This is a genomic window from Actinoallomurus acanthiterrae (genome assembly GCF_054775715.1).
Genome location: NZ_BAAHCO010000001.1, coordinates 5332809 through 5347082, shown reverse-complemented (window position 1 = coordinate 5347082; position 14274 = coordinate 5332809). Strand labels below are relative to the sequence as shown.

15 protein-coding genes are annotated in these 14274 nt (G+C 70.6%); 7 read left to right on the top strand and 8 right to left on the bottom strand.

The genetic code is table 11. The annotated features are described in order from the left end of the window. Nucleotides 1-36: 36 nt before the first annotated feature. Nucleotides 37-996 carry a ricin-type beta-trefoil lectin domain protein gene (locus tag ACYVF7_RS25380; RefSeq protein WP_460345456.1) on the bottom strand — a complete coding sequence of 320 codons (960 nt, stop codon included), beginning with the start codon at nucleotides 994-996 and terminating at the stop codon, nucleotides 37-39. Nucleotides 997-1234: 238 nt separating this feature from the next. Here ACYVF7_RS25380 and ACYVF7_RS25375 point away from each other — a divergent pair, with 238 nt between their 5' ends. Then, nucleotides 1235-3718 carry a discoidin domain-containing protein gene (locus tag ACYVF7_RS25375; protein WP_460345453.1) on the top strand — a complete coding sequence of 828 codons (2484 nt, stop codon included), beginning with the start codon at nucleotides 1235-1237 and terminating at the stop codon, nucleotides 3716-3718. 36 nt (nucleotides 3719-3754) lie between these two features. On the opposite strand, the gene ACYVF7_RS25370 is transcribed toward ACYVF7_RS25375, so the two are convergent. Then, a complete protein-coding gene (locus tag ACYVF7_RS25370; protein ID WP_460345450.1) occupies nucleotides 3755-4027 on the bottom strand; it encodes a GntR family transcriptional regulator in 273 nt (90 codons plus the stop codon). A gap of 229 nt (nucleotides 4028-4256) precedes the next feature. Between ACYVF7_RS25370 and ACYVF7_RS25365 the strand changes: the two genes are divergently transcribed. Further along, the gene (locus ACYVF7_RS25365; RefSeq protein ID WP_460345447.1) at nucleotides 4257-4445 is read left to right on the top strand and encodes a hypothetical protein; all 189 of its coding nucleotides are present in this window, start codon (nucleotides 4257-4259) and stop codon (nucleotides 4443-4445) included. Between the two features lie 148 nt (nucleotides 4446-4593). Then, a complete protein-coding gene (locus ACYVF7_RS25360; protein ID WP_460345444.1) occupies nucleotides 4594-5910 on the top strand; it encodes an alginate lyase family protein in 1317 nt (438 codons plus the stop codon). Between the two features lie 118 nt (nucleotides 5911-6028). Here ACYVF7_RS25360 and ACYVF7_RS25355 read toward each other — a convergent pair whose 3' ends face one another. Together ACYVF7_RS25355 and ACYVF7_RS25350 are read right to left on the bottom strand one after the other, a co-directional pair. After that, a complete protein-coding gene (locus ACYVF7_RS25355) occupies nucleotides 6029-6622 on the bottom strand; it encodes a hypothetical protein (protein ID WP_460345442.1) in 594 nt (197 codons plus the stop codon). Continuing rightward, complete coding sequence (locus tag ACYVF7_RS25350) at nucleotides 6619-6894, bottom strand: hypothetical protein (RefSeq protein ID WP_460345439.1); 276 nt, start codon at nucleotides 6892-6894, stop codon at nucleotides 6619-6621. Before ACYVF7_RS25350 ends, ACYVF7_RS25355 begins: the two co-directional genes overlap by 4 nt. Before the next feature lie 154 nt (nucleotides 6895-7048). Between ACYVF7_RS25350 and nhaA the strand changes: the two genes are divergently transcribed. The 4 genes from nhaA to ACYVF7_RS25330 all read left to right on the top strand — a co-directional run bounded on the left by nhaA (nucleotide 7049) and on the right by ACYVF7_RS25330 (nucleotide 11719). Then, nucleotides 7049-8935 (top strand): Na+/H+ antiporter NhaA, encoded by a 1887-nt coding sequence (gene nhaA / locus ACYVF7_RS25345; protein ID WP_460345436.1) that lies wholly within the window; start codon nucleotides 7049-7051, stop codon nucleotides 8933-8935. Nucleotides 8936-9030: 95 nt separating this feature from the next. Further along, nucleotides 9031-9297 carry a hypothetical protein gene (locus tag ACYVF7_RS25340; RefSeq protein ID WP_460345433.1) on the top strand — a complete coding sequence of 89 codons (267 nt, stop codon included), beginning with the start codon at nucleotides 9031-9033 and terminating at the stop codon, nucleotides 9295-9297. Between the two features lie 149 nt (nucleotides 9298-9446). Then, nucleotides 9447-10082: a TetR family transcriptional regulator gene (locus ACYVF7_RS25335; RefSeq protein ID WP_460345430.1), complete on the top strand. Its 636-nt coding sequence runs from the start codon at nucleotides 9447-9449 to the stop codon at nucleotides 10080-10082. A gap of 170 nt (nucleotides 10083-10252) precedes the next feature. Next, a complete protein-coding gene (locus ACYVF7_RS25330) occupies nucleotides 10253-11719 on the top strand; it encodes an AMP-binding protein (protein WP_460345427.1) in 1467 nt (488 codons plus the stop codon). Between the two features lie 20 nt (nucleotides 11720-11739). Here ACYVF7_RS25330 and ACYVF7_RS25325 read toward each other — a convergent pair whose 3' ends face one another. The 4 genes from ACYVF7_RS25325 to ACYVF7_RS25310 are packed head-to-tail and all read right to left on the bottom strand — an operon-like array spanning nucleotide 11740 to nucleotide 14234. Beyond that, nucleotides 11740-12585, bottom strand: a complete 846-nt coding sequence (locus ACYVF7_RS25325) for an ABC transporter permease (RefSeq protein WP_460345424.1) — start codon at nucleotides 12583-12585, stop codon at nucleotides 11740-11742. Then, the gene (locus ACYVF7_RS25320; protein WP_460345421.1) at nucleotides 12585-13508 is read right to left on the bottom strand and encodes an ABC transporter ATP-binding protein; all 924 of its coding nucleotides are present in this window, start codon (nucleotides 13506-13508) and stop codon (nucleotides 12585-12587) included. Before ACYVF7_RS25320 ends, ACYVF7_RS25325 begins: the two co-directional genes overlap by 1 nt. Nucleotides 13509-13518: 10 nt before the next feature. Continuing rightward, a complete protein-coding gene (locus ACYVF7_RS25315; RefSeq protein WP_460345418.1) occupies nucleotides 13519-14001 on the bottom strand; it encodes a Clp protease N-terminal domain-containing protein in 483 nt (160 codons plus the stop codon). Further along, nucleotides 14001-14234 carry an RNA polymerase subunit sigma-70 gene (locus ACYVF7_RS25310; RefSeq protein WP_460345415.1) on the bottom strand — a complete coding sequence of 78 codons (234 nt, stop codon included), beginning with the start codon at nucleotides 14232-14234 and terminating at the stop codon, nucleotides 14001-14003. Before ACYVF7_RS25310 ends, ACYVF7_RS25315 begins: the two co-directional genes overlap by 1 nt. Nucleotides 14235-14274 lie beyond the last annotated feature (40 nt).

Here is a 14274-nt window from a genome sequence, read left to right as displayed (position 1 = left end):
TTCCGCCGCCCCGGGACGCCGAGTCGATCGATCAGCTCACCGTCTCGCCGTCATGGTCGGGCGCGTCCGCGTTCCGGCCGTCGCCGATGGGGTGAACGTCCACTGGCTCGCCGAACCCGAGCAGCCGCCCGCGACCACGTTGCCGCCCGACGCGCGGAAGCACTTCTCTCCCGTCTGGATATCCGAGATCGTGCCGTTCGGGTTGATCGACCATTGCTGCGACGGTCCGCCGGTGCACGTCTTGAGCGCGATCTTGCCGCTGGAGTTCGCCGCACACAGGTCGTTGATCACCAGGAACGCGCCGTGGAACGTGAACCGCTGGTCGGCGGCACCGTCACAGGACGCCGTCTTGAGCACGGTCCCCGACTTCGAACTGTTGCCCGGATCCTCGATGCACTGGCCCGATGAGCCGTTCTTGTACTGGCCGACCGTCGTATGGGGCTTAGCGCCGCCGTAGCATTCTCCGGTGCCGGTGTTGAACAGCGGTGTCGAGTCGTACGGCTCGTTGGACGGAGGGTCGACGACGACCGGTTCCATGGTCGGGGTGTTGTCGGCGTTGTAGTGCGTCAGGGCGTCCTCGCAGTCGATCGCGTCCATCGCGTTGCCGCCCTTGCCTCCCAGCCACAGGTCGATGTGGCGCAGCTTCGGCCCGCCGTTGGGACCGTGGCCGCTCCAGTCCTCACCGCATTCCTCGCAGCTGTCCTCCATGATGAAGTACTTGCGCACGCGCGGGACCCACACGACCGTGCCCGCAGGCAGTTCCGCCGTCGACGTGGCGAACGTGATCGGATCCGAATAGGTGCCCTTGCCACCGGCCGTGTCGTGAATCTGGGGGTACGAGATGTCGCCGCCCGGTGGCGTGTTGTCCCACCAGCCGTAGAACGTCAGGAACGTCTGCTGGGTCTTCGAGGCCGCGGAGGCCTGCGAGGCACCCTGCAAACCGAGGAACGCCAGACAGGCGACGATCAGAGCCGCGCCGAACGCGCGCCGAACCATGATGCCTCCGTAAGCGGCGAGTCGTCACAGGTTTTGACCCGTGCGCCCAGTGCTCCCGCCGCACCCGAGCCCAGCGCACGAGATTAGTTAGGAAGTCTTCCTTACTATTGCTGGGAGGACCGTACTCCCCGTCAGAAGTCCCGTCAACGGTGGGTTGCCACTACTGGACAGATACGTTGACGCGGCGGTCAGGCCGTGAAAATGCGTGGTGCGGGAGCGACGTCCGCGAGGAGACGACATGCGCGTGCACCGCCGGTGGATTCCCGCACTTCTCGGAGTCTGGATGGTCGTCGCGGCCGTGTGGACGGGCCCGCCGGCCGCCGCGAGACGTACGGCGGCACCGCAGCGGATCGTCATCGACGCGGCGTCCGGCGGGCGTACGTTCGACGGGATCGGCGCGCTCAGCGCCGGGGCGTCCTCACGGCTGCTCGTCGACTATCCCGAGCCTCAGCGCCGCCAGATCCTCGACTACCTGTTCAAACCGGGCTACGGAGCGGCCCTGCAGGTCCTCAAGGTCGAGATCGGCGGGGACACCAACTCCACCGACGGGGCCGAGCCCAGCCACATGCGCACCCCGTCCGACCTGGACTGCGGTCGCGGGTACGAGTGGTGGCTCATGGAACAGGCCAAGGCGCGCAACCCGCGGATCAAGCTGTCCGCGCTGCAGTGGGGCGCGCCGGGCTGGACCGGCAGCGGCGACGCCCGGCCCACGGTCTGGACGGACCGCGACATCGACTACCTGCTGGCCTGGCTCGGCTGCGCCACGCGTCACCACCTGCGCATCGACTACCTCGGCGGGTGGAACGAGGCGTGGTTCGACACGGCCTGGTACGGGCGGCTGCACGCGGCGCTGCGGGACCACGGGTACGGCGACGTCAAGGTCGTCGCGGACGACAGCTTCAACTGGGATGTGATCAAACCGCTCACCGAGGACCCGGCGTTCCGGTCCGCCGTCGACGTCGTCGGCCAGCACTACGTCTGCGGATACCTCAGCGACTACCTGCGGTGCCCCAGCCCGCAGGCGGCCCGGGACCTCGGCATTCCGCTGCACGCCAGCGAGCAGGGATCGCTGCCGTACGACTCCGGCGCCGCGCCGCTCGCGCGCGCCCTCAACCGCCCGTACATCGACGGGGCCATGACCTCGACGATCAACTGGTCGCTGATCGCCTCCTGGTACGACACGATGCCCTTCCAGGCGGCCGGGCTCATGGGCGCGAACGAGCCGTGGTCCGGAGCGTATGTCGCCGGGGCGAGCGTCTGGGCGGTCGCGCACACGACGCAGTTCACCCAGCCGGGGTGGCGGTACGTCGACTCCGCCTCGGGGTATCTCGACGGCGGCGGCAGCCACGTCGCCCTGCGGTCCCCCGACTCCCGCGACTACAGCGCCGTCATCGAGACGATCGACGCCACCGCCCCGCAGGACGTCGAGGTCACCACGACGGGCGGGCTGCCGGCCGGGCCGCTGCGCGTCTGGACGTCGGACCTGTCGTCGGCCGACCCCGGGCGCTGGTTCACCCGCGCCGGCACCGTACGGCCCGGCGACACGCTGACCCTGGAGCCCGGCCACGTGTACACGCTCACGACGACGACCGGGCAGGGCCGGGGCCGCGCGGTCTCGCCGCCGTCCCGGCCGCTGCGGCTCCCCTACCGCGACGGCTTCGGCTCGTACGCGGTCGGAGCGACGCCTCGTTACCTGTCCGACCTGGACGGGGCGTTCGAGGTGGCACCGTGCTCGGGCCGACCCGGCCGTTGCCTGCGGCAGGCGATCGGCGAGCAGCCGGTCTGGTGGAACGGCTGGCTCAAGCGGCCCGTCACGGTCGTCGGTGATCTCAAGTCCTGGCGGGACTACACCGCCGGCGTCGACGTACGGCTCGACGAGGACGGCTGGACCGAGCTCCTGGGACGCGTCGACGGCCAGTGGGGCGACGCCGTGTCAGGGATCCACCTGCGGCTGTCGAGCGACGGGCAGTGGCAGTTGTACGACGAGAGCCTCCAGGGGCAGGACTCCGCCCTGTGCGTGCCCAGCGATCCGTCGTGCGCCGGGATCGCGGCGCCCCTGTCGCGCCCGGTGCAGCGCTGGACGCTCGCGGCGGGCCGCGTCAGGGGCTCGGTCGGCGGATGGCACCGTCTCGGGCTCCGCTTCGCGGGCGACCACATCACCGCCCTCCTCGACGGGGCTCGGATCGCCGAGGTCGACAGTGCCGTGCACGCCTCAGGACAGGTGGGCCTCGGGGTGTCGCCGTGGCGGCACGCGGAGTTCGACGACCTCGCGGTGACACCAGTCCGGGACGCCGGGAGCGTGCGCTACCTGCCCGCGCAGTCGCTCACCGCGACGGGCACGAGCTTCCACCACGGGTACGAGCCGCGCAAGGCCGTGGACGGCAGCGTCCAGTCGATGTGGCACAACGAGTGGTCGCCGCGCACGTCGCTGCCCCAGTCGATCACCGTGGACACCGGCCGGGCACGCTCGATCGCGAAGGTGACCTATCAGCCGCGTGAGGACGGCAACGGCAACGGGGTGATCACCCGCTACGAGCTCGCCACGAGCCTCGACGGCGTGACCTTCACCCCGGCGGCGAGCGGCTCGTGGCCGCTGGACACGACGCGCAAGGAGCTCGACCTGTCCGGCGTCACGGCGCGCTTCGTCCGGCTCACCGCGCTGGCGGCCGGGGGCGGGTACGCGTCCGCCGCCGAGATCCAGATCGCGGTTCGCGCCGGGTAGCCGGGGTTCAGATCGGAGATCGTGCGCCGGCAGGCGTCATCCGCCGGCGCCGTCGTCCTTCTTCGGCGCGCGGATGTAGGTGCCCTTCGCCGGGAGCGTGATGACGAGCTGACGCTCGCGAAGATCGCGGATGGCGCGCCGGGCGGTACCGAGCGCCACGCCGTACTCCGTGGCGAGGTCGCGCTCCCCGGGCAGTCGCGTGGCGGCCCGCAGCTCACCACGTTCGATGCGGCCGGCGATATGGTCCGCGACCTGCTTGTAGCGGTATTCCGGGTCAGATCCGTCGAAAACCGGCTTCTCGTCGCTCACGTAGATCACGTTAGAGCACCACCCAGCTGCACAAATACACAGGTAGCGGCATGCCGCTATACACCGCGTCAGGTAGCTGATAGGTTACCCAGCGTGAGTGGGGCGCTCTCCACTGGCCGCTTCTGGTGCGTTCACCGGCCGTGGCAGCGAGCGCCGGGCGGGTGGGGCGGCGGCGAGCGGGGAAGGCGACAGCGACGCCGCCGCCCCAAGGGGGACGACGGGGGGTTCCATGAGCCGTGACGACACCGACCGGGCCCGCCGGATCCAGGCGGCACTGGACGACTTCCGTGCGACGCTCGCGAGCGTCCCGGTCGTCGGCGTGGCGCACTGGTCCGAGATCGACCAGCTCACCGAGCTGATCCGGCGCCACCCGCAGACCGCTCGCCGGATCCTCGACGACATTGAGAGCGGCTCGTGATACGTCCGATGGATCGACCATGAGTCAGTCCGCGATGGCGAGAGTCGGGGCGCGATCGAGAAAATACATCGGATGAATCTTCTTGACCGGAGCGTAGGCCGGGAGTAAGTCTCGTGTGCGGACATTCCCCTCGGCCCCGGGAGACCCCATGCGACGACGCCTCTGGACGCGCCGGCTGATCGCTCTCAGCGCCACCCTCGGATTGACGCTCGCGGCAGCGCCCGTCGCGTCGGCGTCCCCGCCGGGCACGGGGCACGGAGGTGCCGGGCGCGTGCCCCGCACCGTCGTGCTCGACGGCGCACGGCTCGCGCGGATCCGGCGGCAGCTCGCCACCCGGCCCGACCGACGGCTTCGGACGGCCCTCGCCGAGCTCACGCGCGCCGCCGACGCCGAGCTGCGGACCGGTCCCTGGTCGGTGATGGACAAGGCGACCACGGTCAGCGCCGACAAGCACGACTACTACAGCCTGGCCACCTACTGGTGGCCCAGTCAGCCGAAGACGCCCGACAACCCGTACGGCTGCCCGTTCGTGCAGCGGGACGGCCACTGGGCGCCCGACGTCGCCACGACGGGTGACCTGCCGACGCTGCACGCGTCGTGGACCGCGATCTCCGACCTGTCCCTCGCGTGGTTCTACACCCGGCGGCCGGCGTACGCCCGGCGCGCCGCGCTCGACATCCGCACGTGGTTCATCGATCCGGCGACCCGGATGAACCCGAACATGGACTACGCCCAGGCCATCCCCTGCGGCGCGAACCCACAGGGCCGCAACTACGGCATCATCGAGTCCGCGCAGGCGATCACGCAGGTGATCGATGCGCTCGCCCTCCTGGACTCCGGAGCGCCCGGCTGGACCGCTCGCGACCGGGCGGGCATCCGCGACTGGCTTGGCCACTTCCTGGACTGGATGCTGACCAGTCCGTTCGGTCAGGCGGAGAGCGCCACCAAGAACAACCACGGCACGTTCAAGGATCTGCAGGACGCCACGATCGCGCTCTACCTCGGGCGCACCGATCTCGCGAAGCAGCTGATCGTCGGCGCGGAGACGAAGCGGATCGACCCGCAGATCGCCGCGGACGGCGGCCAGCCGGGCGAGCTGAGCCGCACCCGGCCCTGGCACTACGCGAACTTCAACGCGCAGGCGTTCTGCCGCCTGGCCGACGCCGGCCGGCACGTCGGGGTCGACCTGTGGTCCTACACCACGCCGAGCGGCGGGAGCATCGCGAAGGCGATCGACTTCCTCATCCCGGCCGCGGAGAAGGGCGCGGACGCCTGGTCCTACCCGGACCTCGACGTGTTCGATCGAAGTCTGGCGCTGGACAAGCTGCACGCCGCCGCGACGGAGGCGAACGACGGCCCGGCACGGGCCGCGCTCGGCCAGGTGCCCGCTCCTGCGGGCGGCGACCTGTGGCCCGTCGAGCCCACCTGCTGGCAGGACCTGTCGCAGCCGCCGCTGCAGAAGTGAGCGCCGGCCCTGACCCCGGCTCCGGTCCCCGCGTCGGCGGGATCGGCCCGTGCGCCGCCCTTCTCACGGGCGACGCACGGGCGTGTCCGGCGAATCCCGTACGCCGCGCAGCGGGGCGTCAGGAGCGCGGTTCGGCGGGTTCGTCGAGGCGGCGCTTGTAGTAGGCCCAGGGCGAGTCGAAGTCGGACGGGACGATGAGCTCCCACCCCTGCTCCTCCATGAGGCGTCGGCGACGGCGCGACGGCCACCACAACCGCCGGTGCTCCCACTTGTGGGGCGAGGCCTCGACGAGGTGGAAGAGGTAGCCGTAGTCGACGACGTGCCAGCCGCGGAGGCCCTCCCCCGCCAGCGCCTGCATCTCGTTGAAGGCGTGCAGCGGTTTGAGGACTCTCCGGGTGGGGTCGTCGCCCGCGACCGAGCCGTCGCGGGGAACGACCGAGGCGCCGAAACGCTGCTGGGCGGCCTGGCGGCTGATGCCCAGCAGCCGTCCGAGGGCCTCCCAGCTGTGCCCGGCGCTACGGGCGCCGGTGATCGACTGGCGCAGCAGCCTGCTGGACTCCTCGGCGGCGACGCTGGACGCGGCGACCATGAGCAGGTGGGCGTCCGGATCGTCGTCGAGCCCCTCGCGCCCCTGCTCGCGCGCGGTCAGCACGGCTTCGGCCACGGCCTCCCTGATCGCACCGGCCTGATCTTCGGTGAGACGGGCGCTCACCGCCGCTCCCCCTCGTCACCGGCGATGGGAGGAAGCGGCTCCAGCTGGTCCAGGCGGGCGGCGTCGGCGGTGGACACGGCCTCATCGCGCATGGCGGAGACCGCCGTCATCACCAGCGCGACGAAGACCGCGAGCGCGACGATGACGAAGAGGACCCACAGCACCAGGCTGTCGAAGGCGGCCTGCGCCACGAGCAGGATGCCCGTCAGCGGCAGCAGGACGGAGATGGTCAGAAGGCCGTGGGACGGGCCACGAAAGGCGTGACGAGTCATGATGTCAAGGATTCATTGACATCGCCCTCATGTCAAGAATTCATTGACATGTTCAGGCGCCGGAGGCCGGATGAGGTCCGCCATAGAGCGGTCCGCGTGGCCGTGCCGGGACCGCCGTGCCAGGTCACCTCCTCACCTGCGTGAGAATTCGTGTATGACCGAATCACGGGAGGCCGCCCCGTTCTCGGGCCGGACGGTGTGGGCGTGGAATCTCAAGACGCCACTGCGGGAGTTCCTGCGGACCGAGACCGGCAGTGCGGTCGTGCTGCTGTCCGCCACCCTCCTCGCGCTGATATGGGCGAACGTCGACCCGTCCTCGTACGAACGCGCCTGGCACACGGTGCTGTCCGTCCGCCTCGGCGACTCGAAGGTGTCGCTGGACCTGCGGACGTGGGTGAACAGCGGCCTGATGACGTTCTTCTTCTTCGTCGTCGGCCTGGAGGCGCGGCGGGAGTTCGACCTGGGCGAGCTCCGCGACCGCCGCCGGGTGGTCCTCCCGCTGATCGCGGGCGTCGGCGGCATGGTCGTCCCGATCGCGATCTACCTGGCGGCCAACGGCGGCGGCCCGGCGGCGCACGGCTGGGGCACCGCGATGTCGACCGACACGGCGTTCGCGCTCGGCATGCTCAGCCTGGCCGCGGCGAAGCTCCCCGCGCGCATGCACGCCTACCTGCTCACGGTCACGGTCGTCGACGACTTCGTCGCCCTGGCGGTCATCGGCGTGTTCTACAGCAAAGAGGTCAGCTTCACGCCGCTGCTGATCGCGATCCTCATCTTCGCGCTGATCCTGGTCATCCGCGCACTGGGGGTGCGGTACGGCATGGTGTACGCGGCGCTCGGCGTCGCGGCGTGGGTCGCGATGCTCGAGTCCGGGGTGGAGCCCGTCGTCATCGGCCTGGCGATGGGCCTGATCACGTACGCGTCGCCGGCCGCCCGCACGGATCTGGAGCGGGCGAGCGACCTGTTCCGGTTGTTCCGCGAGCAGCCGACGGCCGAGCTGGCGCGGACCGCCAGGACCGGCCTGGCCTCGGCGATCTCCCCGAACGAGCGCCTTCAGCTGCTCTACCACCCCTGGACGAGCTACCTGATCGTCCCGTTGTTCGCCCTCGCCAACGCGGGCATCACCATCAGCGGCGACCTGCTGACCCGGGCGTTCACCTCCCCGATCACGCTGGGCATCCTCATCGCCTACGTCGTCGGCAAGCCGCTCGGCATCGCCGGCTCCACGTGGCTGGTCACCCGGCTGACCCGTGGCCGCATCCGCCCTCCGGTCGGCTGGGTCGCGGTGACGGGCGGCGGAATGATCGCCGGCATCGGCTTCACGGTGTCCCTGCTGATCGCCACGCTCGCCTTCACGGGGACCGAGCTGGAGGAGGCGAAGCTCGGCATCCTCGGGTCCGCGCTCGCGGCGTCGATCCTGACCTGGATCCTGTTCCGCGCCACCCAGATGCTCCCGACACGGACCCGGCTGCGGGCGCTCATGGGCACCGCCGAGGGGATCGTCGACCTCGCCGTGCCGGTCGACCCCGACCGCGACCACATCCGGGGCCCGGAGGAGTCCCTGGTGACGGTGGTGGAGTACGGCGACTTCGAGTGCCCGTACTGCGGCCAGGCCGAGCCGGTCGTCCGGGAGCTGCTCGCCGGGTACGGCGACGTGCGCTACGTCTGGCGGCACCTTCCGCTGCACGACGTCCACCCGCACGCTCAGCTCGCCGCCGAGGCGAGCGAGGCGGCGGCCACTCAGGACGCCTTCTGGGAGATGCACGACGTCCTCCTCGACCACCAGGGCGACCTGACCGTCCGTGACCTGCTCCGGTACGCCGGGGAGCTGGAGCTCGACGTGGAACGCTTCCGGCGGGACCTGCGCGAGCACACCGGCGCGCCCCGGATCGCCGAGGACCTCGACTCGGCCGACCTCAGCAGCGTCTCCGGCACCCCGACCTTCTTCATCAACGGCCGCCGGCACCACGGCGCGTACGACATCGAGACGCTCACCGCGGCCGTACGGGCGGCCAAGGCGCGCGCGGTGATCAGCGCCTGACCCGGGTCGGCCCGCCGACCGGATCATCGGATATCGGGCGTGTCGGGCCGCCACAAAGCTCGCCATTCGAACACATGTTCGAATAGAATGAAGGCATGAGACGGCGTGTGTACGACGAACCGGTCCAGGTAGAGGTCCTCGCCGATCGACCGACCCACTTCATCTGGGACGGGCGCGGCTACGAAGTGATCACATTCGTCAAGATGCTCGGGCTGCTGCGGCCCCGGGACGACGTCGACACCCAGCTGTGGCAGGTGCGGGCCCAGGCGACCGGCAGCCAGGCGCCCGCGACGTACGAGCTGCGCCGTGACCACGGGGTATGGCAGCTGGCCGCGGTCTGGGAGCCGAACGTCCGGAACTGATCGGGGAAGACCCGGCCGGAGCGCGGTCGCGGCCGCGCTCCGGCCGGCGGGCACGAACACCCCTCGACGGCGAGCGGCGCGGGCTCCGGACCTTGCGTACTCTTGGCCCCTGACCGGTCCTCGGCCCCTGACCGGAAGGGGGTGCCGCGATGGAACCGGCGACGGTCGGCGACGACCCGCCGGCCACCAAGCGCCTGCCCTGGGCCCAGCGGCGTGACCAGCTGCTGGCCGCCGCCGAGCGGGTGATCGCCCGCGACGGTCCTCAGGTCTCGATGGACACCGTCGCCGCCGAGGCCGGTGTTTCCAAGCCGATCGTCTACCGGCACTTCGGCGACAAGAACGGCCTGGCGCACGCGGTCGGCGAGCGCTTCGCCGTCGCGCTGCTGACCGAGCTGCACGCGGCCCTGTCCGCCCACGCGGACCCGCGCGAGCGCACCCACGCCGCCATCGAGGTGATCCTGCGGCGCATCGACGAGGCGCCGCAGACGTACCGGTTCCTGACCCGAGGCAGCGCCGAGGGCGCACCGGCGCTTGGCGACGCGCTGGACGCCTTCATGCGCCTGATCGGAGACGACCTGGCCGACTTCATGTCGTCGGTGAACAACGACAAGAGCCCCGAACGCCAGGTTCTGCTGCTGACGTGGGGCCATGCCATGGTGGGGCTGGTGCGCAGCAGCGCCGACCTGTGGCTCGACCGCCGCCACGTCAGCCGGGAGGAGCTCGTCGACCAGCTGACAGACCTGCTGTGGATGGGTTTCCGCGATGCCGACTGGACGACGGGCTGATGGCCTCGTCTTTTCCCGGGCGGCATTCGGGAACCGCTTGACAGGCCCGTACGAGGGAACCCTATGTTACGTCGAGTAACTTACAGTCTTATCAGCCTGACCCGCCGAACGCCCCGCGACGAACCGGCCGCCGCGTGGTGATCTCCAGAGCCGCAGAGGAAGAGAAGACCATGTCCGCAGTCTCCGGAACCCCGCTTGGTGTCGCCCTGACGCGGCTCGCGGTAGAGGATCCCGCGACACCGGCGTTGACCTGCGGCACGACCACATTGTCCCGGCAGGAGCTGGACGAGCGCGCGAACCGCTTCGCGTGGGAGCTGCGCGACCGCGGCGTCCGCGTCGGCGACCGCGTCGCGATCGTCCTGCCGAACGGCATCGACTTCGTCGTCGCCCTCCTGGGCGTCTGGAAAGCCGGCGGCACCCCGGTCCCGGTCTCCGACCGGATGCCGGCCGCCGAACGCGAGCCGGTCCTCGAGCTGGCCCGGCCCACGGTCGTGGTCGCCGCGAGCGGGGCGGACACCCTCCCGCCCTCGGCCGGGGCGAGCCAGCCGGAGTCCGCGCCGCCCGGCGTCATCCCGCAGCCCTGGAAGATCCTCAGCTCGGGCGGCAGCACCGGACGGCCGAAGCTGATCGCCACCGTCGAGCCGGGCGTGGCCGAACGCGTGGGCCTGTTCGGCCTGGCGGTGCAGATGCCGGAAGGCGGCGCGGCGCTGGTCACCGCGCCGCTGACGCACAACGGTCCTTTCATGTCCCTCACCGCGGCGCTGCTGTTCGGCAAGCACGTCGTGCTGATGGAGCGGTTCGACGCGGCGGAGGCACTCCGGCTCGCCGAGCGCCACCGCGTGGACTGGGCGTACGCCGTGCCGACGATGATGCACCGGATCTGGCGACTGTCGGAGGCCGAGCGCACGGCGGCGGACCTGTCGTCGCTGCGCGTGGTGTTCCACCTCGGGGCCCCGATCGCGCAGTGGCTCAAGCAGGCGTGGATCGACTGGCTGGGCCCCGAGCGGATCTGGGAGCTGTACGCCGGGACGGAGGCCCAGGCCGTCACCCGCATCAGCGGCACCGAGTGGCTCGCGCACCGCGGCTCGGTCGGCCGCCCACTGACCGGCGACATCCAGGTGCGCGACGAATCCGGCCGGCCCCTCGGGCCGGGCCAGGTCGGCCAGGTGTGGATGCGCCCGGACGCCGGCCCGACCTACACCTACATCGGCGCGACGGCGCGCAGCGACGGCCGCTGGGAGTGTCTGGGCGACCTGGGCTACATCGACGCCGACGGCTACCTCTACCTCACCGACCGCGACACCGACATGATCCTGGTCGGCGGCTCCAACGTGTACCCGGCCGAGATCGAGGGCGTCCTGGAGGAGCATGCGGCCGTGCGCTCCGCCGCCGTCATCGGACTGCCCGACGACGACCTCGGCTCCGCGCCGCACGCCATCGTCCAGGCCGACGGCGACGTGGACGAGGCGGCCCTGCTCGCCCACCTGCACGACCGGCTCGCCGGCTACAAGGTCCCCCGGACGTTCGAGTTCGTCACCGAGCCGCTGCGCGACGACGCCGGCAAGATCCGCCGGTCCGCCCTCCGCGCCGCCCGCCTCCCCGCCAAGCCCTGCGCCACGGCCGGAAGCACTCCATGATCGCGCGGGGTGTGTGGATCTCATCCCACCCGCTGTAGGGCCTTCTCGCGGTACTCGGCCAGGCGGGAGCCCGATTCACGCCGCGCCATCCGGCGCAGCACGATCGGCGCGAGGGCCAGGCCGATCACGGCCCACGCTCCCAGCACGCCCAGGGTCTCCAGGTGCCGCCAGGAATGGCCGAGTTCGACGCCGGCCATTTCGTCCGGCAGCAGGGCCGAACGCATGCCCAGGCCGAGCCAGTAGACCGGGAAGACCTCCGCGATCCACCGCAGCCAGTCCGGCATGGCGCTGATCGGGTAGAAGATGCCGGAGATCGAGATCAGCGCCATCACCGGCAGCGAAGCCACGCCCGCGCCGCGCGGGCTGGAGATCAGCGAGCCGAGTACGGCTCCGATGGACTGCGTCGCCACCAGCCCCAGGACCAGCACCCAGGCCAGCGTCAGCCAGGAGCCGACGGTGCCGAGTTCCATGCCGTCGACGATGAAGAGCCCCGGAATGAGGAGGATCGCCAGGTAAGCCATGATCGTCGCTGAGGTGGTGACGAGCTTGCCGATGAAATAGGCGCGTATGCCGTGCGGAGTCGCCCTGGCTCGGAGAAGGGTGCCGTCTTCGCGCTCCACCGTGAGGTACTGGATCACCAGGAGCATGCCGAACGCGATGAACATCCCCAGGACGCTCGGCAGGATGAGGGTCCCCAGCCTGAATCCGCTGTGCCCGAACCGCATGTTCCGCAGGAGGAAGACGGCGACCAGCGTCACCACGGGCCAGAAGAGCTGGGCGAGCAGGTCGGAGCCGCTGAACGACTGGCGGAGTTCGATCAGGCCGCGAGTGAGACCCGCGCGGAGTGCCGTCGTGGTGGAGGTCATCACACCGCCTCTTTCCGGGCGCTCGCATCCACGGTGTCGCCGGATTCCGCCCGGTGCACGAGGGACAGGTAGGTGTCCTCCAGCGACGAGGGGCGGACCTCGAGGTTGGAGATGGCCTCGCCGTGCGTCCTGAACAGGTCGAACACAAGCCCGGTGGGGTCATGGGCCGATCGCACGTGACGCCGTCCGTCGAGGGTCCAGCGCACCTCGCCCTCGCCCGCGATCTGCGCGGCGAGCTCCTCGGCGCTTCCGTCGGCGACGATCCGCCCCTCGTCAAGGATCAGGATGCGATCGGCGAGCTTCTCCGCCTCGACCAGGTCGTGGGTGGTGAGCAGGATCGTGGTCTCGCCCGCCGCGGCGAGGCCGAGGATGAGCTCGTGGAACTCGCGCCGGGCCTGCGGATCGAAGCCGGCGGTGGGTTCGTCGAGGAAGAGCATCTCGGGGCGGCCGACCATGCCGATCGCCACGTCCAGCCGGCGCCGCTGCCCACCGGAGAGCATCCTGATCTGCTTGTCCGCGTGTTCGGTCAGCCCGACCGCCGCGATCAGCTCGTCGCCGTCCCAGGGCCGCGCGATCTGCCCGGTGGAATGTCCGGCGTAGTAGGAGCCCTGATGCGCGAGTAGTTCGCGCACCCGCCACTTGCCGTGGTCGCGCCAGGACTGCAGGACGATGCCCAACCGGGCGCGCCAGTGCTCGTCTCCGTACGCCGGATCGGTGCCGAGCACCTCGACGCGGCCGGCCGATCGCCTCCGGAAACCTTCCAGGATCTCGATCGTGGTGGTCTTGCCCGCCCCGTTGGGCCCCAGCAGGGCCAGCACCTCCCCGCGATGCGCCCGGAACGTCACGTCACGCAGGACGTCGGCGGTGCCGTAACGCATGCGCAGCCCGTCGACCTCGATCACGGCTTCCTCGCTGATCCTCATCGGCTCGCCTTCACTCGCCACCGGGCAGCGCCTGCCGTACGCGCGCCGCGAGGCCGGGCCGATCGACACCTGCCAGGGCGAGTGCGCGCGGCACGGTGCCGACATGGAGCTCCAGGACGCCCAGCAGCAGATGTGCCGGCCGGAGGTCCTTCTTGTTTCCGGCCGTCGCGATGCCGCGCTCGAACACCAACTTGCCCGAGGCGCCTATTCGTGACGGACGCTTGGGAGACCTGCTCGGCTGCGGGAGGTCACGGGCGTTCACGGACACTCCGGCGGCGCTCAGACTCTGCGTGAACTCCTGGTCCAGCGCGTCGCGGATCGCCTGGTGATCGAGTCCAACCGAGCTCAGGTGCTGATGTGTGGTGCTCTCCTGCTCGGCGGCGATCGCGAGGAGCAGATGTTCCGCCTCGATCGTCGCCGATCCGTCCTCTTGGGCTTCGTCCGCCGCGCGTTCCATGACCGTATGGACGTACGTTCCGAACTCCTGCGGCATCAGCGTCTCCTCGGCAGCTTGACGTCGGCGGCGATGAGCCGCTTGGCGTGCTTCTTGTGGACGGCCTGACGCGTGACCCCCAGGGCCTCGGCAACGTCCGACCAGGTCCAGCCCGCTCGCATGGCCTTCTCGACCGCGGAGTCCTCAAGCCGGTCGGCCAGGCGCCGCAGCGCCACCACGGCGGCCAGCGCGTCAGCGGAATCCTGCGAAGCGGGGATCTCGATACCCGACATGTAAGCAACTTAGGTTGACAAGAGGAAGGCTGTCAACCCA